The following is a 13,807-nucleotide window of genomic DNA, read 5'->3' on the forward strand; positions in this document are numbered from 1 at the left end:
CAATCGGTGCCGGTGTCAGCGTTGAAGGAGGGCGGCGACGTCCGCGCTGATCGCCTGAAGCCGTTGCGCGGCACGTGCGTGCGGGATCTCGCCGCCCGCACAATCGAGAACGACCTCGAGGTAGCACTTCAGCTTCGGCTCGGTACCCGACGGACGCACGATGACCCGATCGTCGGCCGCCGTGCGCAGCACGAGTGCGTCGGTCGGCGGTAGGTCGCCGGATCCCCGGGCGAGGTCGAGGACCTCGACGATCGCCGAACCGGCCAGTGCGTCGATCTGCGTCGAACGCAGCCGGTCCATCATCTGCCCGAGCTCGGCGAGGTCGTCGACGCGGATCGTCAGCGGCGCGGTCGCATGCAGACCGTGGCGACGTGCGAGGTCGTCGAGGAGGTCGACCAGGGTGCGGCCGTCGGCGGCGAGCTCTTCGACGAGGCTGACCACGCGGACCATCGCGGAGATCCCGTCCTTGTCACGCACGGCATCCGGGTCGGTGCAGTAACCGATGGCCTCCTCGTAGCCGAACCGAAGATCCGGTGTCCGGGCGATCCATTTGAAACCGGTGAGCGTCACGGCGGATCGAAGACCGTGGTGGGCCGCGATTTTCGCGAGCAGCCGGCTCGACACGATCGAACAGGCCAGCGTGTCCCCGCCCCGACCCGGGTCGCGGGCGGCCTGTTCGCCCAGCAGCCAACCGATCTCGTCGCCGGTGAGCTGGCGCCAGCCGTCTTCGGTCGGGGTGGCCACCGAGCAGCGATCGGCATCCGGATCCAGCGCGATCACCACGTGCGCGTCGACATCGCGGGCGAGTTCGAGCGCACGGTCGAGGGCCCCGGGTTCCTCGGGGTTCGGGAAGGCGACGGTCGGGAAATCGGGGTCTGGTGCGAACTGTTCGTCGACGGCGTGGAGGTCGGCGACACCCGCGGCGCGCAACACGGCGAGGGCAGTCGTGCCGCCGACACCGTGCATCGGGGTGAGGACGACCCGAACCGTACTCGGTTCGTCGCCGGGCCGAAGCGATGCGGGCCGAAGCGATGCGGTCCGTGCGATGTAGGCGTCGAGGACCGTCTCGTCGAGCGCCACGACCGCCGCGGGATCGCGGGCGATCTGGTCTGCCCGCGGCGCGGCGTCGATGAAGGTGGCGATCTGCTCGTCGGCGGGCGGGACGATCTGGACACCTCGGCCCGCGGAGTCGGTGGCGCGACCACCGAGGTACACCTTGTATCCGTTGTCGGCGGACGGATTGTGCGACGCGGTGATCATCACCCCGGCATCGCAATCGAGCGCCCGGGTGGCGTATGCGGTGACCGGTGTGGGCAGCCGGCGTGGGAGGGTCATCACGGTGAGACCCTGCGCGGCAAGGACTTCGGCGGTGGCGTCGAGGAAGTCATCCGATCCGTGCCGGGCGTCGCAGCCGACGACGACACGCGCATCCGGCCCGACCGTGTCGATCAGGTGCCGGGCCAGGCCGTGGGTGGCGCGGAGGACCACCGCGACGTTCATCCGCGTCTCCCCCGCTCCCACCTCGCCACGAAGTCCCGCGGTGCCGAACGTGAGCGGGCCGCGGAAGCGTGAGTCGAGGTCGGCGACCGCCGCGGGATCGCCGGTGTCGGCCGCCTCGATCAGGCGTGTCAGTTCGGCGCGGGTCGCGGGGTCCGGGTCGTGGTCTCGCCAGGTACACGCGGTCTCGATCATCCGCGCGACGCTATCAGTCAGCGGATCCGGCGGTTGCATTCGATGCGGTCACCGAGGGCGACCCGTGCCCCGCGGAGAATCTGGGTGTCCATGCCGATGAGGGTGATCTTGTCGGTGGGGACCGGACGGGTCCGGGGATGGCCACCGACGGTCGCGCTGGGCCCGACCCGGACCCGCTCGTCGAGGATCGACCAGGCGACCGACGCGCCGGCGCCGATGACGGCGTCGCTGAACACGACCGAGTCCACGACGGTGGCACCCTTCTCCACGACCACGCCCGGTCCGAGCACGCTGCGGCGCACGGTTCCACTCACGTGGGCGCCGCTGCTGACGAGACTGTCCTCGACGATCGCCCCGGCCTCGATTCGCGCTGCGGTTCGCTGCGGCTGATTGGTCAGGATCGGACGGTCGGCCCGGAAGACGTCGAGCTTGCCACCGATCAGATCGCGATGGGCCTGCAGGTACGTTTCCGGACGGCCGGCGTCGATCCAGTACCCCGACATCGCATGCGCGACCGTCTTGCCACGACCGACGAACCACGGCAGCAGATGTTCGCCGAAGTCACCCAGACCGGTATCGCCGGAGGCCGAACCGACGGCCGTCTCCCGCGCCAGGAGTTCCAGACCCTCGATGAGCACCTGGGGGTCGTAGACGAAGATCTCGGTGGCGATCGTGCGGGTCGTCGCACGGTCGGGTTTGTAGCGGAACTCACGCACCGCGCCGTCACGTCGGGAACTAACCGTGGCGTGCTGAGACGCTTCCTCGAGCGAACACGTCGTGGTGACGACCGTGCACTCCGCACCATGCCGTCGATGGGTGTCGAGCGCATCCCGGAAGTCGAAGTCGTAGACGTGGTCGGCACTCATCACGATCACCTCGGCCGGTCCGTGCTGAGCGATCCGGTCGCGCATCCGGTACAGCAGATCGGCGTTGCCCGTGGCGAAGCCGTCCTCGGTCTCCGGGGCGTCGGTCTGTTCGGGCATCACGATCCGCAGCCCGCCGCTGGTGCGGTCGAGGTCCCACGGGCGCCCGCCCGCGACCAGCTGTGTGAGACTCTCGGCCTGGTACTGCACGCACAGCCAGACGTCGTCGATGTGACTGTGGTGCAAGTTCGAGAGCGGGAAGTCGATGAGCTGGTAGTTTCCGGCGAACGGCAACGCCGGCTTGGCCCGCCGATCGGTCAGCACCTCCATTCGGGAACCACGTCCACCGGCTTGCACGATCGCGAGAACATCAGAGTGCCGCATCAGCCCAGTGTGCCCGACAGACGCGTGGAGACCCGGGATGGTTTCCTCACGGCCCGGCGAGGTCCTGGGCACGCAACCAAGTTGGAGGAACGGTGGAACGGACGGACTGCCTGGTGGTGGGCGGCGGCATCATCGGTCTGGCGGTGGCCCGTGCGCTCGCGACGACCGGGCGCGAGGTGATCGTCCTGGAGGCCGCCGATGCGGTGGGTACACAGACAACGTCGCGGAGTTCGGAGTTCATCCATGCCGGCATCTACTACTCGGAGGACAGTCTGAAGGCGCGGCTGTGCGTGCGAGGTCGCGAGCTCCTCACCCGGTACTGCGACGAGCGAGGCGTCTCGTGGAACCGCCCCGGGAAACTGATCGTGGCCACCGACGACGCCCAGATCGACCGGCTCGAAGCTTTGTTCCGACACGGCATCGCCAACGGAGTCGACGACCTACGGCGAATCGGCGGCGACGAACTCCACGAACTGGAACCAGAGGTGCGCGGCGTGGCGGCGCTGTTGTCCCCGTCGACCGGGATCGTCGACGTCGACGGGATGGTCCGTGCCCTGCGCCGCGACCTCGAGTCGATGGGGGGCGCGGTGGCATTGCGCAGCAGAGTGATCGGCGGACGCATCGAATCGGGCGGTGTCACCGTCGACACCGCCGAGGGCGGATCGGCGTCGGCGCACATGCTCGTCAACTGTGCCGGGCTGGGCGCATCGCGGGTGGCGAGCTCGCTCGACGGCTTCGACGGGCCGATTCCGCCGCGGCATCTCGCGAAGGGCAACTACTTCGGATTGTCCGGTGCACGAGCACCATTCGAGCACCTGGTGTACCCGGTGCCGGTCGACGGCGGCCTGGGGGTGCACTCCACGATGGACCTGGCCGGCGCGGCCCGGTTCGGTCCGGATGTCGAGTGGCTGGACGATGAGCCTGCCGCGGATCTCGACGACAAGGACCTGGACTACTCGGTCGACGACGCACGCCTCACCGGCTTCGAGGATTCGATACGCCGCTACTGGCCCGGGTTACCTTCCGGCACACTGACTCCCGCCTATGCCGGCATCAGGCCCAAGACCAGCGGACCGGGCGAGCCGGCCGCGGATTTCGTCATCCACGGACCCGCCATGCACGGCGTCGCCGGGTTGGTCAACCTGTTCGGCATCGAGTCACCCGGCATCACCTCATGCCTGGCGATCGCCGAACACGTCGTCGGGTTGATGGGTAGCTGACTCGTGTCCCGCGCAAGTCAGCGAGGAGACCGAACCGACGCGCCCCGACCGCGCGTCGGCCCGGCCCAGATCACTTGGCTGCGTACTTGTAAGCAGCGCTCTGCTTTTCGCGCCTCTTCATGGCCTGGATGGCGTCGTTGTGGCGACGGGCGTGGTAGGCGAGGGGGAAGTAGATCGCACGCTCGGGCAGGGTGCGGTAGGCGAACCGCAGGCGGCGGTGGATCTTCTCGAGGTGACGCTGCTCCTCGTTGGTCCATGTCAGGCCGAGGATCTCGCGCACGCGCGGATCCATGACACCCACCGTCGTCAGGTAGTTGAAGTCCTGGAACGGCACCGACGCGGTGGCGGCGACCTTCTTGACGGCCGGACGCAACGCCTTGGGCACTGTCTTCGGCACCGGCGGGGCGGCACGCATCTGCTCGATGAGTTCGACGGCCACGGGATGGCGGACCAGCTTGTTCTCGACGAAGTCGTCGAAGTACTCCTCGAACTCCTCGAGGGTCTCCGGGTAGCCCTTCATGGGAACCTGGACGATCTTGGCGATGCGGCGGTTGTCGCGGAGCAGTTCCTTGCGCTCCTCGAGCGTGAACTCACGACCCAGGACGAGCGGTGGCCGCCGTGTTCATCGTCGGGAACGCGGTCGCGATGACCCACGCATAGGCCTCCGGGTTCAGTGCACTGATGTGCTTGCCCTCCGCATTCCGCGTCTGCAGGGGCTGGTGCAGCTTCCGCAGGCGCTTGCCCTCTTCGAGGGCCTCCTGACCGCCGTAGGTCCAGCGCAGAACCGAGTCCGCGGAACGAATGGCACGCCCGAGCGGGTCGGTACGGAACACCGAGTACTTGTCGACGACGTCGCCGATCACCGGGTGCATCACCTGCATCACGAACGCCGCCCCGTTGATCGGCAGGAAGGTGTACAGACCGGTGAGCTGCGCGGTGAGTGAGTCCGGCGGGATCAGCTCGATCTCGTCGTCACGGTGGTTGATCAGCCGACCAGTGTCCTCGAGTGCGGCGGTCGTCGGTTCGTCGTGTACCGCGGTCATGGTGCCCCCAACCTGATTCTCCAAAGCATGGATTTCGACAACGTTCGTAGTCAGATTACCGCAGGAAGCGTCGAAAACCCACCATTCGGGGGTTTCGATACGGCTCGTCGCTAATCAGGCAGGGCCGATGATCACCGTGCGGGTGCCGAGGGCGCGTTCCCGGACGGTGAAAATGCTGGTGCCCCTCTTGCGGCCGGTGCGGATCTCGCTGAGCTCCAGCCCCGCCGCGGACAGGCGCGCATGCGTGGCCTCGACATCGGTGGAGCGCCAGGCGACACCCCACAGCGAGGTCACCGCGAGTGTCGGCGGCTCCGTCGACGCGACTGCCGTGACGACCTCGACGATGAGGTCGCCGGCGCGGAAGAACAACTGCCGGGCGTTGTCGCCGATCGGCTGGTCGAGCCGGAAGTCGAGGTCGAAGACCCCGCCGAACAACGCCACCGCGCGATCGCGGTTGTCGCAGGTGAACACGAGATGGTCCATCCCCGTCACATCACCGGCCGGACCGGACTCCGCCGCGGGCCCACGTGCGGCGACGCCGAGTGAGGTCGTCTCCCCGATGACCCCGACCGCTGACTCGACGACCGGGAAACCACGCCGGGTCAACAGACGCTGCATCGCGGGCACGTCGTCGACGGTGAAGTACACCCGATGGCCGCCGTCCGCGCCATCGTCGACGGCGGACGCCTGGCGCAACCGGAGTCGGGTGTTGCCGAGCACGAGAGCCTCCGGACGGCCCACGCCGCCCGGCGTACCGGTGAAGCCGAGGAGTGTTTCGTGAGTCTGCCCGGCGAGCTCCGGGTCGGTGCAGGCGAGTTCGACGATCGTGGTCGGAGACGGGTTCGGCGGGATCACCGCTTCTTCTTACCCTTTCGCCTGCGGGGTGCCGACGGGATGGGTCGATATGTCAGCCGGGCCGAACTGGTGATGTGCCAAGCGCCGCACATGCACTCGTAATAGCGAAGCGACAGGGCTCCGACCGCTCGTCGCTTGATGCGGTCGATGCCGTCGAGCGCGTCCGCGGGAGACGAGAAGGGAAGCTTGTCCGGCGTCGGGCACTCCACCGTCTCGATGCGACGCTCCGATCGTGGAGCGGGGCGTCGATGCATCAGCTCGTGGAAAGCCGTGCGTGCCTCGATCTCGCGGTAGAACGATTCGAGATCGTCGTCGGAGAAGGGCACGGGCTCGATTATCCCCTCAACGCGGATGCTCGGCAGGACCGCGTCCGGCGTCGGTCAGCGAGCCATCCACAGTCGACGGCGGATGACCTCACGCATGCGCCGGAGTTCGGATGCGCTGAGTGCCTCCGGCGGATCGGCGTCGACGATCCGGTTGAGCTCGGCGAAGAAGTCCCGATCAGACAGGCCGAATTCCTCGATGATCTGCTGCGACGAGCCCCCGCCCAGCGGGGCCCAATCCCTCTCGAACTGGATCATCTGCTGCTGCCTGTCGTTCATTCCCACCACCAGATCTGCTGTTGAACATCGCGCCCGTGACCTTCTGCCACGGGCACCGGAATCGTGAAACTCTGCGTGACGCACGTCACCGACGCCGTCCTTTGTACACCTGTCACCCGACAGATTGAAGCAGCCTGCCCAAGGTGATTCGAATGTGTCTCAGAACATTCATCGGATGGTCATGAAGACCCCGCCGACCGATGCCGCGGCGGGGTCAGGCGTTCACTGAGGAGGGCGCGGCGCCGCGTCGCGATTCGCGACGGTTGGCGCGGATACTGCTGGCGAGCGAGGCACCGATGAACGCCACGCCGACGAGTCCCGTGACGACCTCGTCGATATGGTATTCGACCCCCAGCAGAAGGATGACGGCGAGCGCACCGATCGCCCAGTGTGCCCCGTGTTCGAGGTAGCGGTACTCCCCCAGCGTGCCCTGTCGCACCAGGTAGATCGTGATGGAACGGACGAACATCGCACCGATGAAGCCGAGTCCGAGCGCGATGATGATCGGGTCCGAGGTGATCGCGAACGCACCGATCACGCCGTCGAACGAGAAGGACGCGTCGAGCACCTCGAGGTAGAGGAACAGGAAGAACGCGGCCTTACCGGTCGCCTTGGTCGCCGGGGTCGGACCCGGCTCGTTCTGTTCGGGACCGTCGGACATGAACAGTGAGCTGAGTCCGTCGACGGTGATGTAGGTGACCAAGCCGAGGATGCCGGCGATCAGCACAGTCGCCCGGATCTCGTCGTCGGCGAGGAATTCGGCGGTCAGGACGAGGCCGATGGCCGCCAGCACCACCGGCAGCTGGTCGAGCTTGCCGATCTTGGCCAGTGGGCGCTCGAGCCAGGTGAGCCACGTGCGCTCACGGTCGGTCAGCACGAAGTTGAGGAACAGCAGCAACAGGAACATCCCACCGAACGCCGCGATCTGCGGATGGGCCTCGGTCAGGATGGTCTCGTAGCTCGGGTGTCCGTCGGCGAAGTGGGTCTGTCCCTCCGGCGGCGGATTGGTGGCCAGCCGTAGAGCCTCTGCCGGGTTCAGACCACCGGTGATCCAGACGATCAGCAACGGGAAGAGCAGCCGCATCCCGAAGACCGCGATGAGCACACCCACGGTGAGGAACATCCGCTGCCAGAATTCCGACATCCGCTCCAGGATCGTCGCGTTGATGACGGCGTTGTCGAAGGACAGCGACACCTCGAGCACGCCGAGGATCGCGCACAAAGCCAGCCCGGTCCACCCCATGTAGAAGTAGGCGACGGCCAGCGCCACCATGGACACGCCGGCCGAGAGACCGAAGATGCGGGCGGTCACCGCAGCTTCTCGGCTTCCCTCGCCAGCTCGAGCAGGGTGTCGGTCAGCTCGGCGAGGACCACGTGATCCGCGCGTTCGGCGACGGCGGTGCCCAGATCCTCGGCGGCGCAGCGAAGGGCGAACATCCGGTCACCGAAGTCGGCGGCCTCGGCGGCCGACAGGATCACGGCGTCGGCGGGAATGGACGTGCCCTCGAGAAGCGTTCTCTGCTCATAGGCGCGCTGCCTGCAGGAACGCTTGCAATACTTGCGACGCCGCCCGAGTTCGGAGTCGACCATCATCGACCCGCACCACGCACAGTTGTACGGGCGGCGTCGGGTATGGGAGGCCTGTTCCACACCGGAACCGTACCCCGATGAGACGGCCCGAAACCGGCACGGCACCTCAGGTGGCCGCCACCGGTCAACACGGGTCGTCGGCGGTGGCAAGGCGCCGGCGAGATTGCGCGTAGAATGTTCCTGTTGACGACTCAGTTGGCTGCGTTCGATGGTGAACGCCGCGTGAACACAGCTGATAGATCCGGCAAAACTGAGAAATCTGACGAAGCTTTGAGAGGAACCCTTCATGGCAGATCGAGTACTTCGGGGTAGCCGCCTCGGCGCGGTGAGCTACGAGACCGATCGCGACCACGACCTCGCGCCGCGTCGCATCGTCCAGTACCGCACCGACAACGGTGAGATCTTCGACGTCCCCTTCGCCGACGACGCGGAGGTGCCGTCGAAGTGGCCGTGCAAGAACGGTATGGAAGGCACGATCCTCGAGGGCGCCGAGCCCGAGGAGAAGAAGACGAAGCCGCCGCGCACCCACTGGGACATGCTGCTCGAACGTCGTAGCGAGGAAGAGCTCGAGGTGCTCCTCAACGAGCGCCTCGACCTGCTGAAGCAGCGCCGCAAGGGCATCTCGCACTGATCCCGAACAGCTGACGCACACAGATCGGCCCGGCAGGAACACCTGCCGGGCCGATCTGTGTGTCCGCTGTATCCGGTCTGTCGCCGGTTGGACCTAGGAGTTCTTCAGGATGCCCAGGCGCTCGAGACGGCTCTGAATGCCCCATCGGGCCACCATCGTGAAGGCCTCCGACATGACACCGCCACTCATCTTGGAGACCCCGAGCTCGCGTTCGGTGAACGTGATCGGCACCTCGCGGACGTCGAAACCTGCCTGGACGGTCCGCCAGGCCAGATCGATCTGGAAGCAGTAACCCGCGGACTCCACGGTATCGAGCTGGATCTTCTCGAGCACCGAGCGTCGGTAGGCGCGGAACCCGGCAGTGATGTCATGGACCTTGGCGCCGAGCGCGAGTCGCGCGTAGGTGTTGGCCCCGCGGGAGAGGAACTCGCGGTGCTTGGGCCAGTTGACGAGCTTGCCGCCGGAGACGTACCGGGACCCGATCACGAGGTCGGCGCCTGCGTTGATCGCATCGAAGAGCCGGTGCAGCTGCTCGGGGGCGTGGCTGCCGTCCGCGTCCATCTCGACGATGACCGGGTAGTCGCGACCCAGGCCCCAGGCGAAGCCGGCGAGGTAGGCCTTGCCGAGGCCGTCCTTCTCCTGGCGATGCATCACGTGCACGCGGCCGGCCGGCTCGTCCTTGCGGGCCAGCTCGTCGGCGACGTCGCCGGTGCCGTCCGGACTCGAGTCGTCGACCACGAGCAGGTGCACGCCGGGCAGGGCGGCCTGGAGGCGTTCGACGATCACCGGCAGGTTGTCGCGCTCGTTGAACGTCGGCACGACGACCAATGCGCCCGCTCCGTCGGCGCCGACCACCGGCTGCGGCACGTCCCCTGACTGCCGTTGTCCTGCCGAGGCGTCAATCCCCGATGCCATCGAGCTCCTTAAATGTCACCGGACACCCGTGCGGCGTCCCTGCGTGGCTTGAGTGTGAACCTAGTACGCGAGGCCAGTGCAAACAAAAGGCCGCCCATGGCCACGACGATCGCGAGTGCCTGCGGCCACACCCCGAGGCGGGTCGCGAGAGTGGTGTCGTCGTGCAGCGGCAGGGTGCTGGTCAGCACGTCCGAGGCGAAGACGCCGGACTGCTCGGTGATCGAGCCGTCGGCGTCGATGATCGCGCTCACACCGCTGGTCGCGGCGACGACCACGGCACGTCCGTGCTCGACGGCACGAACCTGCGACATGGCCAGCTGCTGATAGGTCATCTCGGTGCGGCCGAACGTCGCATTGTTGGTCGGGACGTAGAGCATCTGCGCGCCGTCGCGGATCGACTGCCGGGCGGCGCGGTCGAAGGCGACCTCCCAGCAGGTGGCCACGCCCACGGTGACCTCACCCGAGCGACCGGGCACGTCCACCACCGTCGGGCCGCTGCCGGGCTTGAAGTTGCCGGCCATGTCCGCATACGACGAGAAGAGACGGAAGAACGGTCGCCAGGGCAGGTATTCGCCGAACGGCTGCACGATGTGCTTGTCGTAGCGGTCGACCGGCCCCCTCGCCTCGTCCCAGACGAGCACCGAGTTCGTGGGACGGCCGTCGGAGTTGCGCAGCAGCGTGCCGACGAGGATCGGCGCACGGACCGCCTCGGAGGCGGCGGTGATCTCGGCGGCGGCGTCCTCGTTGTCGAGCGGCGAGATGTCCGATGCGTTCTCCGGCCACAGCACGAAATCCGGATGGGCGGCGAGGCCGGCGTCGATGGCCTCGGCGTAGCCCATGGTGGTGCGTACGTGGTTGTCGAGCACGGCGCGGCGCTGCGCGTTGAAGTCCAGACCGAGGCGCGGCACGTTGCCCTGGACCGCCCCGATGTGCACGGACTTCGGCGAGATGGTGCGATCGATGGTGGCCGGTGTCAGAGCGATCGCCGCCACCGGTGCGAGCAACGCGATGGCGACCGCGAGGGTCGCGACGCGCACGATCCCCGAGGACTGGTCACCGCCGAGCGGTGCGGCCGCAGACCGGGCGGACCGGCGATACGCGGAGGCGAGGATGGTCAGCAGCCAGGCGACCGCCGCACCGAACAGCGCGACCCCGGCGGAGAGCCCGGGTGCGCCGAGTACCGAGGCCAGCGGCAGCAGCGGCCCGTCCACCTGACTGAAGGCGGCTCTCCCCCACGGGAACCCGCCGAACGGAAAGGCCGAGCGCAGAGCCTCGATCAGCACCCAGGAGAGGGTGAACCAGACCGGTGGGACCGGCAGTCGCATGGTCAGGGTCGCGATCGCGCCGAACAGGGCCAGGTATCCGGACAGCACCACCGACAACGCGATCCACGGCAAGGGGCCGACGTAGACCCCGATCCACGGCAGCAGCGGGATGAAGAAGGCGAGTCCGAAGACGAAGCCGATCCACGCCCCGGTACGTACCCGGGGGCGGCGCACGTAGAGCGCGGTGAAGAGCACGCCGAGTGCGATGACCGCGAGGAACCACCAGTTGCGGGGCGGGAAGGCCGCCCACATCGCCACGCCGGCGACGATCGCGGCCAGGGTCCGGAGACTCCAGTCCCAGGTGCGGGTGAAGCGGCGGCCCCGTGCCGGTCTCTCCTCGCGAAGCGTTGCCGTGTCTGCGGCGTTCACCCGGCGTCCCGGTCGTAGAGAACCTGTCCGCGATGCACGGTCCGCACGCACCGCGGCAGCTCGGCGCCCGGCGAGACGTCCGGTAGCGCGGGCACGCGGGACCGCGGGTCGGTGGACCAGCGCTGCACCTTCTCGTGGGAGCCCGCGACGACGAGGTCGTCGACCTCCCACACCGCATAGCTCGCCGGTGCGCCAGGGGTCAGGGTGCCGGTGAGACCGTCGTTGATGCCGCCGGCACGCCACCCACCGCGGGTCGCCGCCGCGAAGGCGCCGCGGGCCGAGATCGCGTTGGTCGGCTGGTGGTGGTGGACGGCGGCCCGAATCGTCGACCAGGGGTCGATGGGCGTCACCGGTGCGTCCGAGGAGAACGACAGCGCCACACCGGTTTTCGCAAGCATGGCAAAGTCGTTGAGAGTGGCGGCGCGGGCCTTGCCGAGCCGGGCGTCGTAGAGGTCGCCCTCGCCGCCCCATTCGGCGTCGAAATGCGGCTGCATGCTGGCGATGACGCCGCAGCGCGCGAGGACCTCCGCGTCGCGGGCGGTGACCATCTCAGCGTGCTCGAGCCGATGGGCGCAGCGGGCGAGCGCCGGGGTGCCCAGCTCGTCGGCGAGTTCGGTGAGCGCGGCGACGACGGCACCGGTGGCGGCGTCGCCGATGACGTGGAAGCCGGACTGGATACCGGCGAGCGTGCAACCCCGGAGGTGATCGCGAATCGTGCCGGCGTCGAGGTAGCTGATGCCGCTGGTGCTCGGATCGTCGGTGTAGGGCTCGTTGAGCCAGGCGGTGTGCGAGCCGATCGCGCCGTCGATGAAGAGGTCGCCACCGAGTGCGTCGGCGCGGGTGATGGCCAGCAGCTCGGCCGCGTGGTCGGCGTCGGTGACGGCCTGTCCCCAGTAACGGCGGATCTCGACGGGATGGTCGAGGTCGGCGAGGGCGAGGAAGTCGTCCAGGCCGCTGATGTCGGGTCCGCCGTTCTCGTGGACGGCGACGACGCCGTGAGCCGCGGCGACGTCGAGCGCGCGACGCTGCGCACGCTCCCGATGGGCGGCCGTCACCAGGAGGCGGGCCGCGCCCCGGACGAGATGATGCGCCTCAGCGACGAGCGGTTCCTCCGGGTGATAGCCGACGGCGTCCGCGAGTTCCGGGACGAGACGACGCAGGGCTGTGGAAGCAACGGCAGAGTGTTCGTCGACGCGAGCCAGGTACACCGGGCGCCCACCGACCGCGGCGTCGAGTTCGCTGGTCGTCGGGAACCGGCCGTCCTCGGGTTCGGGACCCGCCCAGGTCGAGTCGTCCCAACCGAGACCCCACAGGAGGTCACCCTCGTCGTGGCCAGCCGCCGCATCGTCGGCAACGGTCTTCTCGACGAGCCGCAGGCAATGCGTCCGGCTGGTCGCCTCGTTCAGGGTGAGACCGTCGAGCGAGAGCCCCGTCGAGGTGAGATGCACGTGCGAGTCGACGAAACCCGGGCTGACGAACAGCCCGTTCAGGTCGACGGTCTCCGCATCCGGATGGAGCGCACGGCCGACGTCATCGGTCCCGACCCACACCACCACCCCATCGGTGATGGCCATCGCGGTCGCGTCGGGGGCGGCCGCCGAGTACACGGCACCGCCGAGAAGCAGTTGGGTTGCCACGATCGTTCAGTCTGCCTTGCCGTGAGTGAATGTGGCCGAGAGGGGTAGGGCGGACGGTCCCAGGTCAACGAGTGGGTGGGAGCTGCGGGGTGGTCATCTGTGGAGATGCCGCGCCGAAGCCTGTTTCGGGCGTGTCCGACTCGACAACCGTGCCATCGACGACGGTCGCGCCACCTCCGCGGATTCCGCCGCCGTAGATGCCGGTGGCGTACAGGCCCGCGCGGTCCATCGCCGTGGCCATCCGCCGCGCTCCCACGGCCACCACGACCGGACGCATCACCTTGCGGGTCGGCGGGAACAGCAGCAGGATGCCTGCGACGGTCGACACGACCCCGGGGACGACCAGCAGGATCGTCGACGTGGCGACCAGGGCGGTGTCGGCGAGCGGGGCCCGGGCGTCCACCTCGTTGTTGGCCGCCCGCCGGAGCTCGCCGAAGACCTTGCGGCCCTGCCAGCGCAGCGTCAGGAACCCGAGGACGCCGGCCGCGATACTGATCAGCACCGCCCAGCCGAACCCGAGTGTCACCGCCATCGCCACGAAGGCGGCGATCTCCAGCAGCGCATACACGGCGAAGTAGCGGAGTGCCATGGTCGTCTCACCTGTCTTTCGGTGCCTTGTGGGCACCCTCGGTGTCAGGGTCTGGCGGTGTAACGAACGAGGCGGCGATTTTTCTCCCGAAG

13 protein-coding genes and 1 pseudogene are annotated in these 13,807 nt (G+C 68.1%); 2 read left to right on the plus strand and 12 right to left on the minus strand.

All coding sequences use genetic code 11. The annotated features are described in order from the left end of the window. Positions 1–15: 15 nt before the first annotated feature. Both GAA2_RS12035 and GAA2_RS12040 read right to left on the minus strand, forming a co-directional pair. Positions 16–1,692: a phospho-sugar mutase gene (locus GAA2_RS12035; RefSeq protein ID WP_006438414.1), complete on the minus strand. Its 1,677-nt coding sequence runs from the start codon at positions 1,690–1,692 to the stop codon at positions 16–18. 17 nt (positions 1,693–1,709) lie between these two features. Then, positions 1,710–2,939 (minus strand): glucose-1-phosphate adenylyltransferase family protein, encoded by a 1,230-nt coding sequence (locus GAA2_RS12040; protein ID WP_006438413.1) that lies wholly within the window; start codon positions 2,937–2,939, stop codon positions 1,710–1,712. A gap of 92 nt (positions 2,940–3,031) precedes the next feature. Between GAA2_RS12040 and GAA2_RS12045 the strand changes: the two genes are divergently transcribed. Further along, positions 3,032–4,159, plus strand: coding sequence for an NAD(P)/FAD-dependent oxidoreductase (locus tag GAA2_RS12045; protein WP_006438412.1), 1,128 nt, complete (start codon positions 3,032–3,034; stop codon positions 4,157–4,159). Between the two features lie 70 nt (positions 4,160–4,229). Here GAA2_RS12045 and GAA2_RS12050 read toward each other — a convergent pair. The 6 genes and pseudogenes from GAA2_RS12050 to GAA2_RS12075 all read right to left on the minus strand — a co-directional run bounded on the left by GAA2_RS12050 (position 4,230) and on the right by GAA2_RS12075 (position 8,252). Further along, positions 4,230–5,202 (minus strand): annotated as a pseudogene (locus tag GAA2_RS12050) (oxygenase MpaB family protein). Between the two features lie 114 nt (positions 5,203–5,316). Then, positions 5,317–6,057, minus strand: coding sequence for a VOC family protein (locus GAA2_RS12055; protein WP_024498035.1), 741 nt, complete (start codon positions 6,055–6,057; stop codon positions 5,317–5,319). Further along, on the minus strand, positions 6,054–6,383 hold the full coding sequence (locus GAA2_RS12060; RefSeq protein WP_024498036.1) for a hypothetical protein: 330 nt from the start codon (positions 6,381–6,383) through the stop codon (positions 6,054–6,056). Before GAA2_RS12060 ends, GAA2_RS12055 begins: the two co-directional genes overlap by 4 nt. Positions 6,384–6,437: 54 nt before the next feature. Beyond that, entirely contained in the window at positions 6,438–6,659 is a 222-nt protein-coding gene (locus tag GAA2_RS12065) for a DUF3263 domain-containing protein (protein WP_006438404.1), read from the minus strand. A gap of 214 nt (positions 6,660–6,873) precedes the next feature. Continuing rightward, positions 6,874–7,971 (minus strand): DUF475 domain-containing protein, encoded by a 1,098-nt coding sequence (locus GAA2_RS12070; protein WP_024498037.1) that lies wholly within the window; start codon positions 7,969–7,971, stop codon positions 6,874–6,876. Then, complete coding sequence (locus tag GAA2_RS12075; protein ID WP_006438402.1) at positions 7,968–8,252, minus strand: hypothetical protein; 285 nt, start codon at positions 8,250–8,252, stop codon at positions 7,968–7,970. Before GAA2_RS12075 ends, GAA2_RS12070 begins: the two co-directional genes overlap by 4 nt. Before the next feature lie 283 nt (positions 8,253–8,535). Between GAA2_RS12075 and GAA2_RS12080 the strand changes: the two genes are divergently transcribed. Then, the gene (locus GAA2_RS12080) at positions 8,536–8,880 is read left to right on the plus strand and encodes an RNA polymerase-binding protein RbpA (RefSeq protein ID WP_006360373.1); all 345 of its coding nucleotides are present in this window, start codon (positions 8,536–8,538) and stop codon (positions 8,878–8,880) included. 93 nt (positions 8,881–8,973) lie between these two features. Here the strand turns inward: GAA2_RS12080 and GAA2_RS12085 are convergent, their stop codons facing one another. The 4 genes from GAA2_RS12085 to GAA2_RS12100 all read right to left on the minus strand — a co-directional run bounded on the left by GAA2_RS12085 (position 8,974) and on the right by GAA2_RS12100 (position 13,715). Further along, positions 8,974–9,795 carry a polyprenol monophosphomannose synthase gene (locus GAA2_RS12085; RefSeq protein WP_006438401.1) on the minus strand — a complete coding sequence of 274 codons (822 nt, stop codon included), beginning with the start codon at positions 9,793–9,795 and terminating at the stop codon, positions 8,974–8,976. Positions 9,796–9,803: 8 nt separating this feature from the next. After that, positions 9,804–11,489, minus strand: coding sequence for an apolipoprotein N-acyltransferase (lnt, locus tag GAA2_RS12090; RefSeq protein WP_024498039.1), 1,686 nt, complete (start codon positions 11,487–11,489; stop codon positions 9,804–9,806). Continuing rightward, positions 11,486–13,126, minus strand: coding sequence for an amidohydrolase (locus tag GAA2_RS12095; protein WP_024498040.1), 1,641 nt, complete (start codon positions 13,124–13,126; stop codon positions 11,486–11,488). The genes lnt and GAA2_RS12095 overlap by 4 nt, the downstream gene beginning before the upstream one ends. Positions 13,127–13,190: 64 nt before the next feature. Further along, complete coding sequence (locus GAA2_RS12100; RefSeq protein ID WP_024498041.1) at positions 13,191–13,715, minus strand: FxsA family protein; 525 nt, start codon at positions 13,713–13,715, stop codon at positions 13,191–13,193. Positions 13,716–13,807 lie beyond the last annotated feature (92 nt).

Source organism: Gordonia ajococcus, assembly GCF_012974285.1.
GTDB lineage: Bacteria > Actinomycetota > Actinomycetes > Mycobacteriales > Mycobacteriaceae > Gordonia > Gordonia amicalis.

What these genes read in the sequence shown, in the direction of transcription:
- GAA2_RS12035 (WP_006438414.1), bottom strand. Translation starts at nt 1,692, where the DNA reads ATGATCGAGACCGCGTGTACCTGGCGAGACCACGACCCGGACCCCGCG.
- GAA2_RS12040 (WP_006438413.1), bottom strand. Translation starts at nt 2,939, where the DNA reads ATGCGGCACTCTGATGTTCTCGCGATCGTGCAAGCCGGTGGACGTGGT.
- GAA2_RS12065 (WP_006438404.1), bottom strand. Translation starts at nt 6,659, where the DNA reads ATGAACGACAGGCAGCAGCAGATGATCCAGTTCGAGAGGGATTGGGCC.
- GAA2_RS12075 (WP_006438402.1), bottom strand. Translation starts at nt 8,252, where the DNA reads ATGATGGTCGACTCCGAACTCGGGCGGCGTCGCAAGTATTGCAAGCGT.
- GAA2_RS12080 (WP_006360373.1), top strand. Translation starts at nt 8,536, where the DNA reads ATGGCAGATCGAGTACTTCGGGGTAGCCGCCTCGGCGCGGTGAGCTAC.
- GAA2_RS12085 (WP_006438401.1), bottom strand. Translation starts at nt 9,795, where the DNA reads ATGGCATCGGGGATTGACGCCTCGGCAGGACAACGGCAGTCAGGGGAC.
- GAA2_RS12100 (WP_024498041.1), bottom strand. Translation starts at nt 13,715, where the DNA reads ATGGCACTCCGCTACTTCGCCGTGTATGCGCTGCTGGAGATCGCCGCC.